Below are 12,792 nucleotides of genomic sequence, written 5' to 3' on the forward strand. Positions count from 1 at the left end.
CGATGCTGGATGACGCAGGACAGCGAGGCCCGGCGTGTTCCGTAAATCAGGCGCGGCTTATGACGTATGGTTGGGGGCTTCGTCAACCCCCGGAGACGTTCAAGCGGCGTTTTCCCCGGCCTGCGCGGCCCACATTGCGGCATAATGGCCACCTGCGGACAGCAGTTCCGGATGGCTTCCCTGCTCCACCACGCGCCCTGCGTCAAGCACGACGATGAGATCGGCATCCTGCACGGTGGACAGACGATGCGCGACAATGATCGTCGTGCGCGCCTGAGAGAGGATCGCCAGCTCCTTCTGGATGGCGACTTCGGTGCGGGTATCAAGCGCACTTGTGGCCTCGTCCAGCAGCAGGATACGCGGGTCTTTGAGGATAACGCGGGCAATAGCGACACGCTGTTTCTCGCCCCCTGAGAGCTTCAGCCCACGCTCCCCGACAACAGTCTCATACCCGTCGGGCAGTTCCCGGATGAAGGCGTCGATCTGCGCGCTGCGGGCCGCATTTTCAATCTCTTCGCGGGAGGCTGACAGATCGCCATAGGCAATATTGTCGCCAATGCTGGAATTGAAGAGCACTGTATCCTGCGGGACCGTCCCGATAATGTTCTGAATGTCGGTCGGCGCGATCTCACGCAGGTCGTGCCCATCAATGCAGACCGAGCCCTCCGTGGGATCATAGGCGCGGGTCAGCAGACGCCCGAGCGTAGATTTCCCAGAGCCTGTATGGCCGACAATGGCCAGAGACGTCCCTGCGGGTACGGTGATGGACACATCATGCAGGATCTGCCTTGCGGGGCTGTAGCCGAAAGAGACATGGCGGAACGCAACCTCCGCCGCTCCGGCCTCCGACAGTTTTCCAGCAAGATGCACAGGGTGTGGAACCTGAAGAATTTCGGACCGGATCGCGAGCAGTTCGAGATAGTTTTCCAGATCAACGCGGGCATTGCGCCAGCCTGCACTGACATAATTCAGGGCACCGACGGATGAATAAAGCCCGCTCAGATAACTGCCGATCAGAACAAACTGGGCCACAGCAAGCCGATGGAGCACAATGTCATGCGCCGCCATGGCCAGAAGCGTGGTGGTCGTCGCGGCTATCAGAAAGCCCCGGCTGATCTGGGACAGGCTGACATAACGCTGAAGGCTGATTTCCGCCTTCCGGAGATCCTTGCGCGCCGCGTCGTAACGCTCGATCTCGTGGCTTTCATTGGCAAAGCTGCGCACCGTCTCGAAGTTGAGAATGCTGTCCACAAGCTGGTGCTGGGCCTGATTGCTGGCACGGTTCCGCGCCCGGCGGGCCGTCATCCTCAAACGGGTAAAAATATAGGAAACGGTGGAATACAGCCCCAGCGCCACCAGAAGCAGCGCCACATATCGCCAGTCGAAGATTTTCAGGATGACGGTCAGCGTCATGATGAGTTCGATGACGTTGGGCAGAACGTTGAACAGCGCCAGTGACAGCAGCGTTCCAACAGCATCGGCCCCACGATCGAGTGTTCGGGTCAGGGAGCCCGTCTGCCGGTCCAGATGGAACCGGACGCTCAGATCATGTAGATGCCGCAAGCCAAGGACAGCAACACGACGCTCAAGATCCGTTTCAACCGGCTTGACCAAAAATTCCCGCAATGGGCTCGCCAGCCCGGAAATAATGCGGATGACCGCATACTGGGCGATAAGCCAGACCGGAACAGCCAGAAGAGTTTCGGGACGCGAAAGACTGCTGACCATGCGACTAAAGAGCCAAGGCGTTGCAACCGCAGTCGCGCTCTCCACCAGAAGAATGAGCAGCGCAAACCCAATGCGCGTCGCGTCCGGCCAGAGCTTCTCCGGTCGGATCAGGGGCCATAAAACACGAAGGGAAAGCGCTTCAGACGTCGAATCGGTTTTTTTGAGCATGGATTGAGTATGTGGAAGTGCTGACGGCGCTTTGCAAATGACTGTCCTGCATGCGACATACTGAACTGTGTCGAATAAATCTTTCTCCCGCACCCTTCAGCCGTTTCTGCGGCATATCGCAGCCTGCAACAGCGCCGTCCTGCCGGGCGGTCGCACTCCGTTCTTTTGTGCTGACTCACAGATCGGCTGGGCCAGCCCGTCCACGGTGCAGGCTCTTGAAACCCTTGGTGTTCGCACAGGGGAGAAATTCAGCGTCGGTGCCGGAGCGGACCTCTTTCCACTGTCCCACACGCTCTGTGAGATGGGCCTCTACGCCTCCCATCACGAGGCCTTCGACGTGCGCGATGACAGCGGCGTGGTTCTTGGACAGGTGGACCGGGGCGCCATTCCGGTTCTGGGCCTTGCAGCCGAGGGCGTGCATCTGAACGGACTGGTCGAGCGGTCAGACGGGCTTTTCCTCTGGGTCGCACGGCGCAGCATGAGCAAGCGCCTCGATCCGGGAAAGCTGGACCATCTGGTCGCGGGGGGCATGAGCGCCGGCCTCGACCCGCAAACGACCGTGATCAAGGAAGCGCAGGAAGAAGCCGGGATCCCCGCCGAACTCGCGGCAAAAGCGCAAGCCGTCGGACGGATCCACTATGCTCTTGAGCGACCTGAAGGGCTAAGGCGCGATGTCCTGCACTGTTATGATCTCCTGCTCCCCGAGGGCTTCGTGCCCGTCGCAGAGGACGGAGAAGTGGAAAGCTTCCATCTTCTTTCCATTCAGGAGGTCATGGCACTGGTCCGCGACACCGACGACTTCAAATTCAACGTCAATCTCGTCCTGATCGACCTCTTCCTGCGCCGCGGCCTTTTCGATCCCGCCGACGCCGCCATTTTACGCCGCGCCCTCTCCGGACAGGCCGCGTGAGAAAAGCAATCGCGTCCCTGATCCTGACGACGCCTCTGTTGGGCGGATGTATTGTTCCTGTCAGCGTCACACCCAATCTGTGTCGGGAAATCGGCGCGAAAGACGGATTGCAGATCCGTCTGGCATTCGGCCTGACCCGCCCTGATGGCAGTGTCATCGAAAGGCAGGACTGGCAGCAGTTTGTGGACAGCGAAATCACACCGCGTTTCCCTGCGGGTTTTACCGTGATCGACGCTCAGGGGCAGTGGTATGATGCCGCTGGTCACAAGGTCATTCAGGAAGGGTCACGAATCGTCTGGATTGTTGCGCCTTCCTTAGACCGCAGCCTTCAGGCTCATCTGAGAGCCATTCGTCAGATCTATCAAAAACGTTTCAACCAGCAGGCTGTTGGACTCAGCATACAGTCTGGCTGCTCTTCATTTGAAAGCCTTCCCGTGGAATAGTTCCGCACTACGGAACAGCGTTTCCCGGTCCTTTTGACGCCTTCTTCATCCGGACTTTTCTCGTCAAGGCAGATCGCTCTGCACGGGACGACAGTTCAGGCATGTTTTTCTTCCGGAAGTCCCATGACAGATCTTTCTTCTCCCTCAGCACCCGACACCATCACGATAGAGGCCTCAGACTCCACGGGAACGATCCAGCGGCGCGCACGGGGCTTTCTGGCACTCTTTTTCGTGGCGATAGGCCTCTATACCCTCAAGGGCTTTCTGCCGGCGCTTCTCTGGGGCTGCGTGTTCGCAATTTCGATCTGGCCGCTCTACCGCCGCGCTGAACTGCGCTTCGGTCGCAGCGACTGGCTGCCCATGATCTTCACTCTGGCCGTGGCATTGATCTTTCTGGTGCCTGTCTCACTGGTTGGGGTGAAAGTCGCGGATGAGGCACGAAGCGCGCTGGAATGGATTGATGACGTCCGCAATAACGGCATTCCGATGCCGGAATGGGTGCCTCGTCTGCCCTTTATGGCCACTCAGGCCACCAACTGGTGGCAGAACCACATGACCAGCCCCCAACGCCTCTCCCATCTGCTTCATTCTGTCGACGTCGGACACGGAATGCAGATGACCAGACAAGTGGGAACCCAGCTCGCCCGCCGGGGCACGCTGTTCGCCTTTTCGCTCCTGACACTGTTTTTCCTGCTGAAAGATGGCGACAGCGTCATCCGCAAATGCCTTCTGGGATCACAGCGTCTGTTCGGTGAGCAGGGAGAAAGCCTCGCCAAACAGATGATTTCGTCAGTTCACGGAACACTGGCTGGACTTGTTCTGGTCGGTCTGGGTGAAGGCGCGATCATGGGCATCGTCTATATGTCGACGGGCGCACCCCAGCCTCTGCTGTTTGCAATGGTGACGGCTGTAGCCGCCATGATCCCATTTCTGGCATGGCCGACGGTTGGGCTGGTGGCGCTGCTGCTGCTGGCAAAAAGCAGCATGATCGGAGCGATCGTCGTAGCCGCCATCGGCTCCGTCGTGATCTTCATCGCGGACCATTTTATCCGCCCCGCCCTGATTGGTGGCAGCACGAAAATGCCGTTCCTGTGGGTTCTGCTGGGAATTCTTGGCGGCGCCGAGACCTGGGGTCTGCTGGGTCTCTTCCTTGGTCCGGCCATCATGGCCGCCCTGCATCTGCTGTGGACGATCTGGACAGAGACAAATCCCCGCAAAGGGATCTATGCAAAAGACACTGAATATTAAGGAAGAATTATTACCGCAGGACTGGTCGGGCAGGCGGGATTCGAACCCACGACCCCCAGTCCCCCAGACTGGTGCGCTACCAGGCTGCGCTACTGCCCGTCGTCCTGCGGTGGCGGTGGTTTAGCAGTGTCCCACCCTCACCGCAATGGGGGATTGTGACTAAACTGGCAGAAGATTTCGCAAATTCTGAAGCTCTTCGAGAATTTCGCGCAGTTCCGCCCGCAACAGACCGTTCTCGGCTTCTGTCTTTTCTAGGGTGCTGAACAGAAGCTCGTTCTCGTCACGCAGGGTTATGAGAAGAGCAGAATCGTGAGCTGCGGCTTCGGCTTCGGGCGTCTGCTCTTCTGCCGGAATGTCAAAAACCTCAGTCACGATGACAGTGTGAGCTTCAGCGGGAAGTTCCGGGAAAATGATTTCGTCGTCAGCTTCGGTTGCTGATGCGATATCCAAGTCCTCATCGTGGACAACCTCCGTAAGCAGCGATTCATCCGCAGAAAGCTGCTCCTCCTCAGTCAACTCGGCGCTAACAATGGGCATAGAAACCAATTCCGTGGAGTCTGCTGAAATTTCAGGCACTGCTTCCGAAGCAGTCTCTTCAACAGCCTTCTGACCAGCCCGCGCCTTCTGTGCACGGCGCTCCCGCAACACGCGCAAAACCCCCTGCCCCTTGTATCCCTGCACATAAAGCAGGTCTGAAATCAGCCGAAGCGTCTCGATATGCTCGGGGCTGTAATAGCGCCGCCCACTTTCCCCACGGAACGGCTTTACACCCGGATAAATGGTTTCCCACGAACGCAGACGGTGCTGGGGAATATGCAGTTCCTCGGCAACCTCGCTGATGGTCCGGTACGCATCCGGAGCCTTCCTGACCTTTTCAGCGCCAGCCGGAATATCGTCATTCGGCGGCAGCACGACGGCTTCGGGCATAGACTTATCTGTCATGGGACGACGCCTCGGCAGCGACTGTCTCGGAGCCGTTCATGCGATCCCTCAACAGTTGGGAGGGCCTGAACACCAATACGGCTCTGGGGAGGATGGGAACTTCCACGCCCGTTTTGGGATTACGTCCAATGCGCTCCCCCTTCTGGCGGACGGAAAAGGTTCCGAACCCGCTCAGCTTTACGGATTCGCCCGCCTCGAGCCGGTTGGAAATCGCATCCAGAAGGCTCTCGAGAATCATGGAGGAATCGTGCCGGGAAAGACCGACACGACTATAGAGATGCTCGACAAGATTCGCGCGCGTGACTGTGCTCATGTCACTTGCGTATCATGACGTTCAGAACAGTCAAAGGAATCAATCATTAACCTGCTCTAAACAGGAAACTGACTACATCCGGACGAGAGCGGATCCCCATGTCAGACCGCCGCCCAGTGCCTCCATAAGAACCAGATCGCCCTTCCGGATCCGTCCATCTCGCACAGCCTCGTTCAGGGCCAGTGGGATGGAGGCTGCAGACGTGTTGGCATGACGGTCCACGGTCACGACGACCCGATCCGACGGCAGCGCCAGTTTCTTCGCCATACCTTCGATAATCCGCAGATTGGCCTGATGCGGCACCATCCACTGAATATCCTGACCCGTCAGATTATTGGCCGCCAGCGCCTCATCCACGGCCTGCGACAGCTTGACCACGGCATGGCGGAACACCTCACGTCCCTGCATGCGCAGTTTCTGCGTTGCGGACGCACAGCCTGCAGCACCGTCCACATAAAGAATATCGCCCGTTCGGCCATCGGAGTGCAGATGGGTGGAGAGAATACCCTCTTCGCCTTCATGACTGGCTTCCAACAGCACCGCACCCGCACCATCCCCGAAAAGGACGCAGGTGGAACGGTCCGTCCAGTCCAGCAGACGCGAGAACACCTCGCTTCCGATCACGAGGATTTTCTTCGCCTGACCTGCCTGCATCAACGCGCGTGCCGTTGCCAGCGCATAGACAAAACCCGAGCAGGCAGCGCTGAGGTCGAAACCGAAACCCGTCGTCATACCGAGCAACGCCTGAACCTGCACAGCCACAGCGGGGAAAACCTGATCCGGCGTGGCCGTGGCGACCAGAACCGCATCGACTTCGGAAGCGTCAACGCCAGCATAGCCCAGCGCCTGTCGGGCTGCTTCAGCCGCCATGCTGGCCGTGGTTTCGTCACCGGAAGCAATATGCCGCTGGGCAATACCGGTTCGGGTCCTGATCCATTCGTCCGAAGTCTCGATGCCGTATTTCAGGGCAAGATCGTCATTGCTTACGACGTCGCGCGGCAGATAGCCCCCGACACCCGTCAGACGGACACGAATGGGATCGGACATATTTTTTCAGCTCACAGGTTCAGGAACAGCCTTGGTGGACACGGCCTCAGTCGGTTCGGACGTTCCCATGCCCAACTGCTCCAGACGGTCACGGATCTTGTCGTTCAGATGGTGCGTGACGGCATCCATGGCAACATCGACGGCTGCGGCAAAGCTCTCGCCGTCCGCGCCACCATGCGATTTCACGACAATGCCGTTCAAACCGACGAACAGGGCTCCGTTGTAGCGACGCGGGTCAATCCATTCCCGCATCCGCTCCAGTCCGGGCTTGACCAGCAGATATCCAAGGCGGGTCAGGAGATTGGTTTCAAAAACGCGCCGCAGGAGGCCAAAGGCAAGTTTCAGTGCGCCTTCACCGGTTTTCAGCGCGATATTGCCGGTAAATCCGTCCGTCACGATCACGTCCGTCGTGCCGGCGGTAATATCATGTCCTTCGACAAAGCCATGAAACTGCGGCGCCAGAGGGCTGGCCCTCAGGCGCTCGGAAGCCTCTCGCAGACGGTCATCCCCTTTCAGCTCTTCCGAACCGACATTGAGAAGGCCGATTGTCGGAGACGGCAGGCCGAGCGCGGCCTGAGCAAAAGCCTCGCCCATGATCGCAAACTCAACCAGATTGCGCGCATCACAGGCGATGTTCGCACCGAGATCGAGCATCACGACATCACCACGCGCAGACGGCTGAACCGCAGCCATGGCAGGTCGGGAAATGCCCGGGAGAGCTTTGACGATGATTTTCGCAAGCGCCAGCATGGCGCCGCTATTACCCGCAGAGACAACGCCGCGAGCTTCCCCTGCCGCTACGGCTTCCATGGCCATACGCATGGACGAGCCCCGAACGCGCAACGCGGACGTCGGCTTCATCTCCATGGGGATGCTGGCGTCTGAGTGACGGATATCACACAGGCTTGCGGCTTTGGGGTGTTTTTCCAGAGCGGCCCTGAGAACAACTTCATCTCCGATCAGGAGAATACGAGCCTTCGGGTGCCGGTCGGCAGCCAGATCAAGTCCGGCAAGGACGATATCCGGGGCCCTGTCACCACCCATTGCATCGACGGCGAGGGCATAAGGCCCGGAGGCCGCGACGTCACGTTCGGGCGTGACAGGCGCATTGGTCATTGAGACAGTTTCCCGGACAGCATCACAGATGCGGGGCCGCGCTCCTGGGAGGCAACGGACCCGCAGGTAGGGATCAGGCGCGGACGGCGGTCTTCAGGCCCTTGCCGCTGTTGCCAGCAGCGACCACTTCACGGCCGTCATAGTGACCGCAATGGCTGCAAACGTGGTGCGGACGCTTCAGTTCGCCACAGTTCGAGCACTCTGCGTGCGCCTCGACGGTCAGGGCGTCGTGGCTGCGACGCATGCCACGACGGGACGGCGTAGTCTTTCTTTTAGGGACGGCCATGGCTTTTATGCCTCTTTCTGCTTCTGTGTCGGCACCCCTGCTCCGCTCCCCGCGGCATCCGGTGCCCTGTTGTTCGTCGTCTCGTATTTACGTCGAGTTCAGGCGGGCGGCTCTAGCAGAGCCTGAAGAAACCCGCAAGTCAGACGTGGGATTTTATTCTTTCCTGTCCCCGTTCTTCAGCGCGGAAAGTGCTGAAAACGGATTGGGACGGCGTGGACCATCCAGTCCTTCGCCAGACAACTCAGCCCCTTCTTCCCCTTCTGCGGGCGCCACGTCAACCGCATTTTCCAGACCGACGCCGGGTTTGCGCGGATACGGGTCCAGCATCAGGGCAAGCTGCTCCGCTGCAGCCTCGCCGATATCAAGGGCCTTTCCGTCATGCGGAACCTCGTCCGGGCCGTCCAGATCGATAGAATCGATGTCGAACTCGTCTTCCGGCATCTCTTCTGCGGGGATGAACTTCAAAAAGAAGGTTTCGGCCAGAACATCCTTGAACGGTTCTGACGTGATGACGCAGACCTGCGTAAGCTTTGCCGCAAGATGCCCTTCCGCCAGAACGCTTCGACTGGTCGATGGCGTCAGACGGAAACGGCAGGTCAGGGTTTCAATCTCGGGGATACCCAGACGGGCCGCGAGGGCTGCCCGCTCTGCGGGCGTTGCCTCGATCGTCTCGTCCAGTCCCGATCCCAGCCGGTTGAAGAGGATACGTCGGGAAAATTCAGGAGAATGGGACATTCAGGCACTCCAGCCCCCGGATTATGGGGGAAATCGTTGACATGCAGGCGCCATTCGGGCACGCGCTCAGTGGAGCGGTTCTCTTGCACAGGATAGTTTCCGGATCCATGAATAACGCATCTTCCCCGACGCCCCAAAGCAGAACACGCGTCCTTCGCCGTTTCGCACAGGCGGGAGTGGCATGTGTTCCGCTACTGCTCGGCGGATGCTCGTTCTTTTCCCCGATTCCCGAGCCGCGCGGCTCCCTGATCGAAAAGACCGATTACGCACAGCTCGTACCCGGAACAAGCACCCGCACTGACGTTCTCGATCTGCTGGGCTCACCGACGGCGCACGCGACCTTCGACGACAATACTTGGATCTACGTCTCGATGATCACGTCCCCAACGCCACTGACCTTCCCGAGCGTTAAAAAGCAGGAAGTCGTGGTGCTGAATTTCGATAATGGCGGCGTCCTGCGCAAGGTAGACACACTCAACAAGAAGAACGCGATGTATGTCGGTATGGTGGGCGCGAAGACACCAACGCCAGGCACCAGTTCGTCCATCCTGCAGGAACTGCTGGGCAATGTCGGCCGCTACAACCCGATGAGCGGCATGAGCAGCCAGTTCGGCGGAAGCACCGGCCCGATGGGCGGTCAGGGCACCGGCAATGGTGGCGCTGGCAACTCGCTGCCCTAAGTTTCTGGAAACCTGATTATTTCGGGAGGTTGAGCAGAACGCCCAAACCTCCCAACGGACTGTCCGTCAAACGGATGGACCCGCCATGGGCATGAATGATGTCCCGCACAATCGTCAGACCCAGACCTCCGCTTTGTCCGTCCTGACTGACGCTCGTGCCATTCAGTTCCGAAATGGCGGCCCGGCGGCTGGCGGACAGGCCCGGCCCGTTATCTTCTACAGAGATTTCGATATTCCGCTCTCCTTCGCGCAGGGAGAACCGCATCGCTCCGCCGTGGCGGCGGGCATTTTCTGCCAGATTCGTCAGAACGCGGCGCAATGCGTCAGGCCGGACTACCGCTTCAACGCCTTCCCGACCTTCAACGCCCAGAACCTGCCCTCCCGCACGCAAAGTGGCGGCTGCGACATCCTCCAGCATGCCTCTCAGATCGGTCAGAACGGGTTCCTCGGCCCCTTCTCCTCGCGCGAATGACAGATAGCTGCCGATCAGACGTTCCATGTCCTCGATATCCGTGACCATATCCGCCAGATCCGGCTTGAGGCTCTCGGCACGGATCGGGCCGAAGGTCGGGATCATGGCAACTGTCAGGCGCAGTCGGGTCAGGGGCGTTCGCAAATCATGCGAAACACCCGCCAGAACAGCCGTACGTTGCGCCACAAAGCGGTTCACCCTCGCCTGCATGCGATTGAACGCAACAGCAGCCTGTCGCACCTCCCGCGCGCCCTGAGGGCGGATCGGCCCGGCATCCCTTCCCATTCCGAACAATTCGGCAGCACGGCCAAGACGGCGGATGGCGCGCACCTGATTGCGCATGAACAGCCCGGCGATCAGGAACAGCAGAATGGAACTACTGACGGCCCAGACCACGAACAGCCAGATCGGCCCGATATTCAAGCGTTTCACCGGCACCATGACCACCATCACACCCTGCGGAAGCTGGATCGAGGCACGGACCGTCTGGGGCGCTTCAGACCAGTCCACATCATAGGCTTGGCCAAGGTTCTGCCGGATCGAGCGGGCAAAATCATCATCCATCGGGCCGAGTACATGATTCGTGCCGTACCGGGAGAGTTTTTCGGCAGGATGGAATGAGAAGCCCAGCTGGGTCCGCGAGGACGCATCCTGAAGAATAAACGCTCGTTCCTCCGAGGATGAGGCGTGCTCGATCATCGCCACGACAAGCGAGATCTCGCCCGTCACGCCGTCTGAGAGGCGGCGGGAGACGACATTCAGATAGGTTCCGTAAAACAGGCCCAGCGCGATCGCCTGCGTCACCAGCAGCGGGATGAGCACGATCAGCATCGACCGCCCCATGAGGGAGCGCGGCAGAATACGCCTTAACGGACGGTCCAGCTTCTGCCAGGACTCGTCCCGCTCAACCGTCGGATCAGCGTCCCGGTTTGAGAACATAACCCTTGCCCCGCACGGTATGAAGAAAACGGGGCTCTTTGGGATCCACCTCGATCCGGCGACGCAAACGCGTGACCTGAACATCGACGGCACGTTCGCCAATCTCGTCCATTTCCAATGCCTTGGCGATGGCTTCACGCGATAGAACCGTTCCCGGCTGGCTGGTGAGAACGCCCAGAAGCGCGGATTCTCCTCCCGTCAGATGCACGGCCCCCTGAGGACCACTGAGCAGGCCACGTTTGGCGTCGAATTCCAGCTCTCCCAGCCGCAGGATATCGGGAACTTCGTCCACTACCGGCAAGGCAGGCACCACACGTCGAAGATGGGCCCTCAGGCGAAGCAGAAGCTCACGCGGCTCGAAAGGCTTGCCCAGATAGTCGTCCGCACCGGCTTCAAGCCCCCCGATCCGGTCCGCAGGCTCCCCCCGCGCCGTCAGGAGCAGAATGGGAAGTGACAGGCCATCTTTGCGAAGGCTGTTAGTCAAAGACAGACCATCCTCGCCCGGCATGGTGACATCGAGGACGAGCGCATCGGGCTGGATCCGTTGCAGAACGTCGCGGGCTGCCAGAGCATCAAGGGCCGTGCTCACACGATAGCCGTTCTCGGACAGATAACGCTGAAGCAGCCGCAAAAGGCGCGGATCGTCATCAACGACCAGAATATGCTCGTCGCTCATGGCACAGAACTCCCGACTGGTCTCTGAAGGGGGGTCAGGACTCGGCGAAACCCTTCCACAGCCGTCATGCCCGCCTCACGATAAGCCCGGGTCATCACTTCGCGGATCATGAGGAACAGTTCGCGTTCAAGAGCCTCTCCGGCTTCCGTCAGACGCAGGGGACGTCTGCGGCGGTCATGGCGGTCTTCTTCCTGTACGAGCAGTTTGCGATCCCGAAGGTCGCCCAGAGCGCGACCCAGAGACTGTTTGGTAATGCCAAGACTGTTCAAAAGCGCAGTGGGGGTAATCCCCGGATGTGCGGCAGCCAGGAAAAGAATGCGGTGATGCGCTGGCCCCAGCCCTTTCTCGCGCAGAAGACTTTCACAATCGGCATTCAGGGTCCGCCAGGCCAGCATCATGGCCTCATAAGACTGACGGATCCGGTCTTCTCGCAGATAAAGATGGGCCGTCGCGGATGACGGGATGTCCATGGTTCTGGCCGTCACCGAAGGGTTTCCTCCACATATCCGAAGCGATCGAAGTCAATGATGCGCTGCGGATAGAGAATGCCGTTCAGATGGTCGTTTTCGTGCTGCAGAACATTGGCATGAAATCCCGTCGCCTCGCCTTCGACCAAGACACCATCCTGATCCAGCCCAGAATACCGTACTGCGGCATAGCGCGGCACGTCCGCCCGCAGCCCCGGAATCGATAGGCACCCTTCGGTGCAAGTCATCATCTCTTCACCCAGAGGCGTGATTTCGGGATTGATGAGAACGCGGGGCAGCAATGCCTCCTCGGGAGTCGCCACGCGGCTTGCAGGAACATGATAGACGAACATCCGCAGCGGCTGATGGACCTGAGGTGCTGCCAGCCCTGCCCCGCGCGCATCGGCCATCGTTTCCATCATGTGTGCGATAAGAGACTGGATTTCCGGGGCTTTCGGGTCGGAAACGGCCCGTGCCACCTGATGCAGGACGGGGTTGCCCATCCGGGCAATCTTGAGCAGGGCCATGAAATCCTCTTTCTTCAGACAGGCGTTGCATCGGATGGAACGCACATGCACGCCGCAGAGTGCGCTTTGCGAAGAATCCATTCAAGCATGGCCGA

15 protein-coding genes and 1 tRNA gene are annotated in these 12,792 nt (G+C 59.5%); 4 read left to right on the forward strand and 12 right to left on the reverse strand.

What is annotated here, in order from left to right; translation table 11 throughout:
- Positions 1-99: 99 nt before the first annotated feature.
- Positions 100-1,896 (reverse strand): ABC transporter ATP-binding protein/permease, encoded by a 1,797-nt coding sequence (locus JK208_RS04645; RefSeq protein ID WP_211574512.1) that lies wholly within the window; start codon positions 1,894-1,896, stop codon positions 100-102.
- A gap of 67 nt (positions 1,897-1,963) precedes the next feature.
- Here JK208_RS04645 and JK208_RS04650 point away from each other — a divergent pair, with 67 nt between their 5' ends.
- From JK208_RS04650 to JK208_RS04660, 3 genes are all read left to right on the forward strand, one after another.
- Positions 1,964-2,806, forward strand: a complete 843-nt coding sequence (locus JK208_RS04650) for an NUDIX domain-containing protein (protein ID WP_211574513.1) — start codon at positions 1,964-1,966, stop codon at positions 2,804-2,806.
- Complete coding sequence (locus JK208_RS04655; RefSeq protein WP_211574514.1) at positions 2,803-3,249, forward strand: DUF3574 domain-containing protein; 447 nt, start codon at positions 2,803-2,805, stop codon at positions 3,247-3,249. Before JK208_RS04650 ends, JK208_RS04655 begins: the two co-directional genes overlap by 4 nt.
- Before the next feature lie 123 nt (positions 3,250-3,372).
- On the forward strand, positions 3,373-4,497 hold the full coding sequence (locus JK208_RS04660) for an AI-2E family transporter (RefSeq protein WP_211574515.1): 1,125 nt from the start codon (positions 3,373-3,375) through the stop codon (positions 4,495-4,497).
- 22 nt (positions 4,498-4,519) lie between these two features.
- Here JK208_RS04660 and JK208_RS04665 read toward each other — a convergent pair.
- From JK208_RS04665 to JK208_RS04695, 7 genes are all read right to left on the reverse strand, one after another.
- Positions 4,520-4,596, reverse strand: a tRNA-Pro gene (locus JK208_RS04665).
- 60 nt (positions 4,597-4,656) lie between these two features.
- On the reverse strand, positions 4,657-5,439 hold the full coding sequence (locus JK208_RS04670) for a MerR family transcriptional regulator (protein ID WP_211574516.1): 783 nt from the start codon (positions 5,437-5,439) through the stop codon (positions 4,657-4,659).
- Positions 5,429-5,752 (reverse strand): integration host factor subunit alpha, encoded by a 324-nt coding sequence (locus JK208_RS04675; protein WP_194262106.1) that lies wholly within the window; start codon positions 5,750-5,752, stop codon positions 5,429-5,431. The genes JK208_RS04670 and JK208_RS04675 overlap by 11 nt, the downstream gene beginning before the upstream one ends.
- Before the next feature lie 72 nt (positions 5,753-5,824).
- Complete coding sequence (locus JK208_RS04680) at positions 5,825-6,799, reverse strand: beta-ketoacyl-ACP synthase III (RefSeq protein ID WP_211574517.1); 975 nt, start codon at positions 6,797-6,799, stop codon at positions 5,825-5,827.
- A gap of 6 nt (positions 6,800-6,805) precedes the next feature.
- On the reverse strand, positions 6,806-7,915 hold the full coding sequence (gene plsX, locus JK208_RS04685) for a phosphate acyltransferase PlsX (RefSeq protein WP_211574518.1): 1,110 nt from the start codon (positions 7,913-7,915) through the stop codon (positions 6,806-6,808).
- Positions 7,916-7,988: 73 nt separating this feature from the next.
- Positions 7,989-8,201 carry a 50S ribosomal protein L32 gene (gene rpmF / locus JK208_RS04690; RefSeq protein WP_062026921.1) on the reverse strand — a complete coding sequence of 71 codons (213 nt, stop codon included), beginning with the start codon at positions 8,199-8,201 and terminating at the stop codon, positions 7,989-7,991.
- Positions 8,202-8,354: 153 nt separating this feature from the next.
- Positions 8,355-8,936, reverse strand: a complete 582-nt coding sequence (locus JK208_RS04695) for a DUF177 domain-containing protein (RefSeq protein ID WP_211574519.1) — start codon at positions 8,934-8,936, stop codon at positions 8,355-8,357.
- 107 nt (positions 8,937-9,043) lie between these two features.
- On the opposite strand from JK208_RS04695, the gene JK208_RS04700 reads away from it, so the two are divergent.
- The gene (locus JK208_RS04700; RefSeq protein WP_211574520.1) at positions 9,044-9,616 is read left to right on the forward strand and encodes an outer membrane protein assembly factor BamE; all 573 of its coding nucleotides are present in this window, start codon (positions 9,044-9,046) and stop codon (positions 9,614-9,616) included.
- A 16-nt stretch (positions 9,617-9,632) separates the two neighbouring features.
- Here JK208_RS04700 and JK208_RS04705 read toward each other — a convergent pair whose 3' ends face one another.
- From JK208_RS04705 to def, 4 genes are read right to left on the reverse strand one after another with little or no spacing between them, the layout of a single operon-like run.
- The gene (locus JK208_RS04705) at positions 9,633-11,027 is read right to left on the reverse strand and encodes an ATP-binding protein (RefSeq protein ID WP_211574521.1); all 1,395 of its coding nucleotides are present in this window, start codon (positions 11,025-11,027) and stop codon (positions 9,633-9,635) included.
- On the reverse strand, positions 11,005-11,703 hold the full coding sequence (locus JK208_RS04710; RefSeq protein WP_211574522.1) for a response regulator: 699 nt from the start codon (positions 11,701-11,703) through the stop codon (positions 11,005-11,007). The genes JK208_RS04705 and JK208_RS04710 overlap by 23 nt, the downstream gene beginning before the upstream one ends.
- A complete protein-coding gene (locus JK208_RS04715) occupies positions 11,700-12,188 on the reverse strand; it encodes a MarR family transcriptional regulator (protein ID WP_211574523.1) in 489 nt (162 codons plus the stop codon). Before JK208_RS04715 ends, JK208_RS04710 begins: the two co-directional genes overlap by 4 nt.
- The gene (def, locus tag JK208_RS04720) at positions 12,185-12,697 is read right to left on the reverse strand and encodes a peptide deformylase (RefSeq protein ID WP_211574762.1); all 513 of its coding nucleotides are present in this window, start codon (positions 12,695-12,697) and stop codon (positions 12,185-12,187) included. The genes JK208_RS04715 and def overlap by 4 nt, the downstream gene beginning before the upstream one ends.
- Between the last annotated feature and the right edge of the window lie 95 nt (positions 12,698-12,792).

Source organism: Gluconobacter sp. Dm-74 (assembly GCF_018256135.1).
Lineage (GTDB): Bacteria > Pseudomonadota > Alphaproteobacteria > Acetobacterales > Acetobacteraceae > Gluconobacter > Gluconobacter cadivus.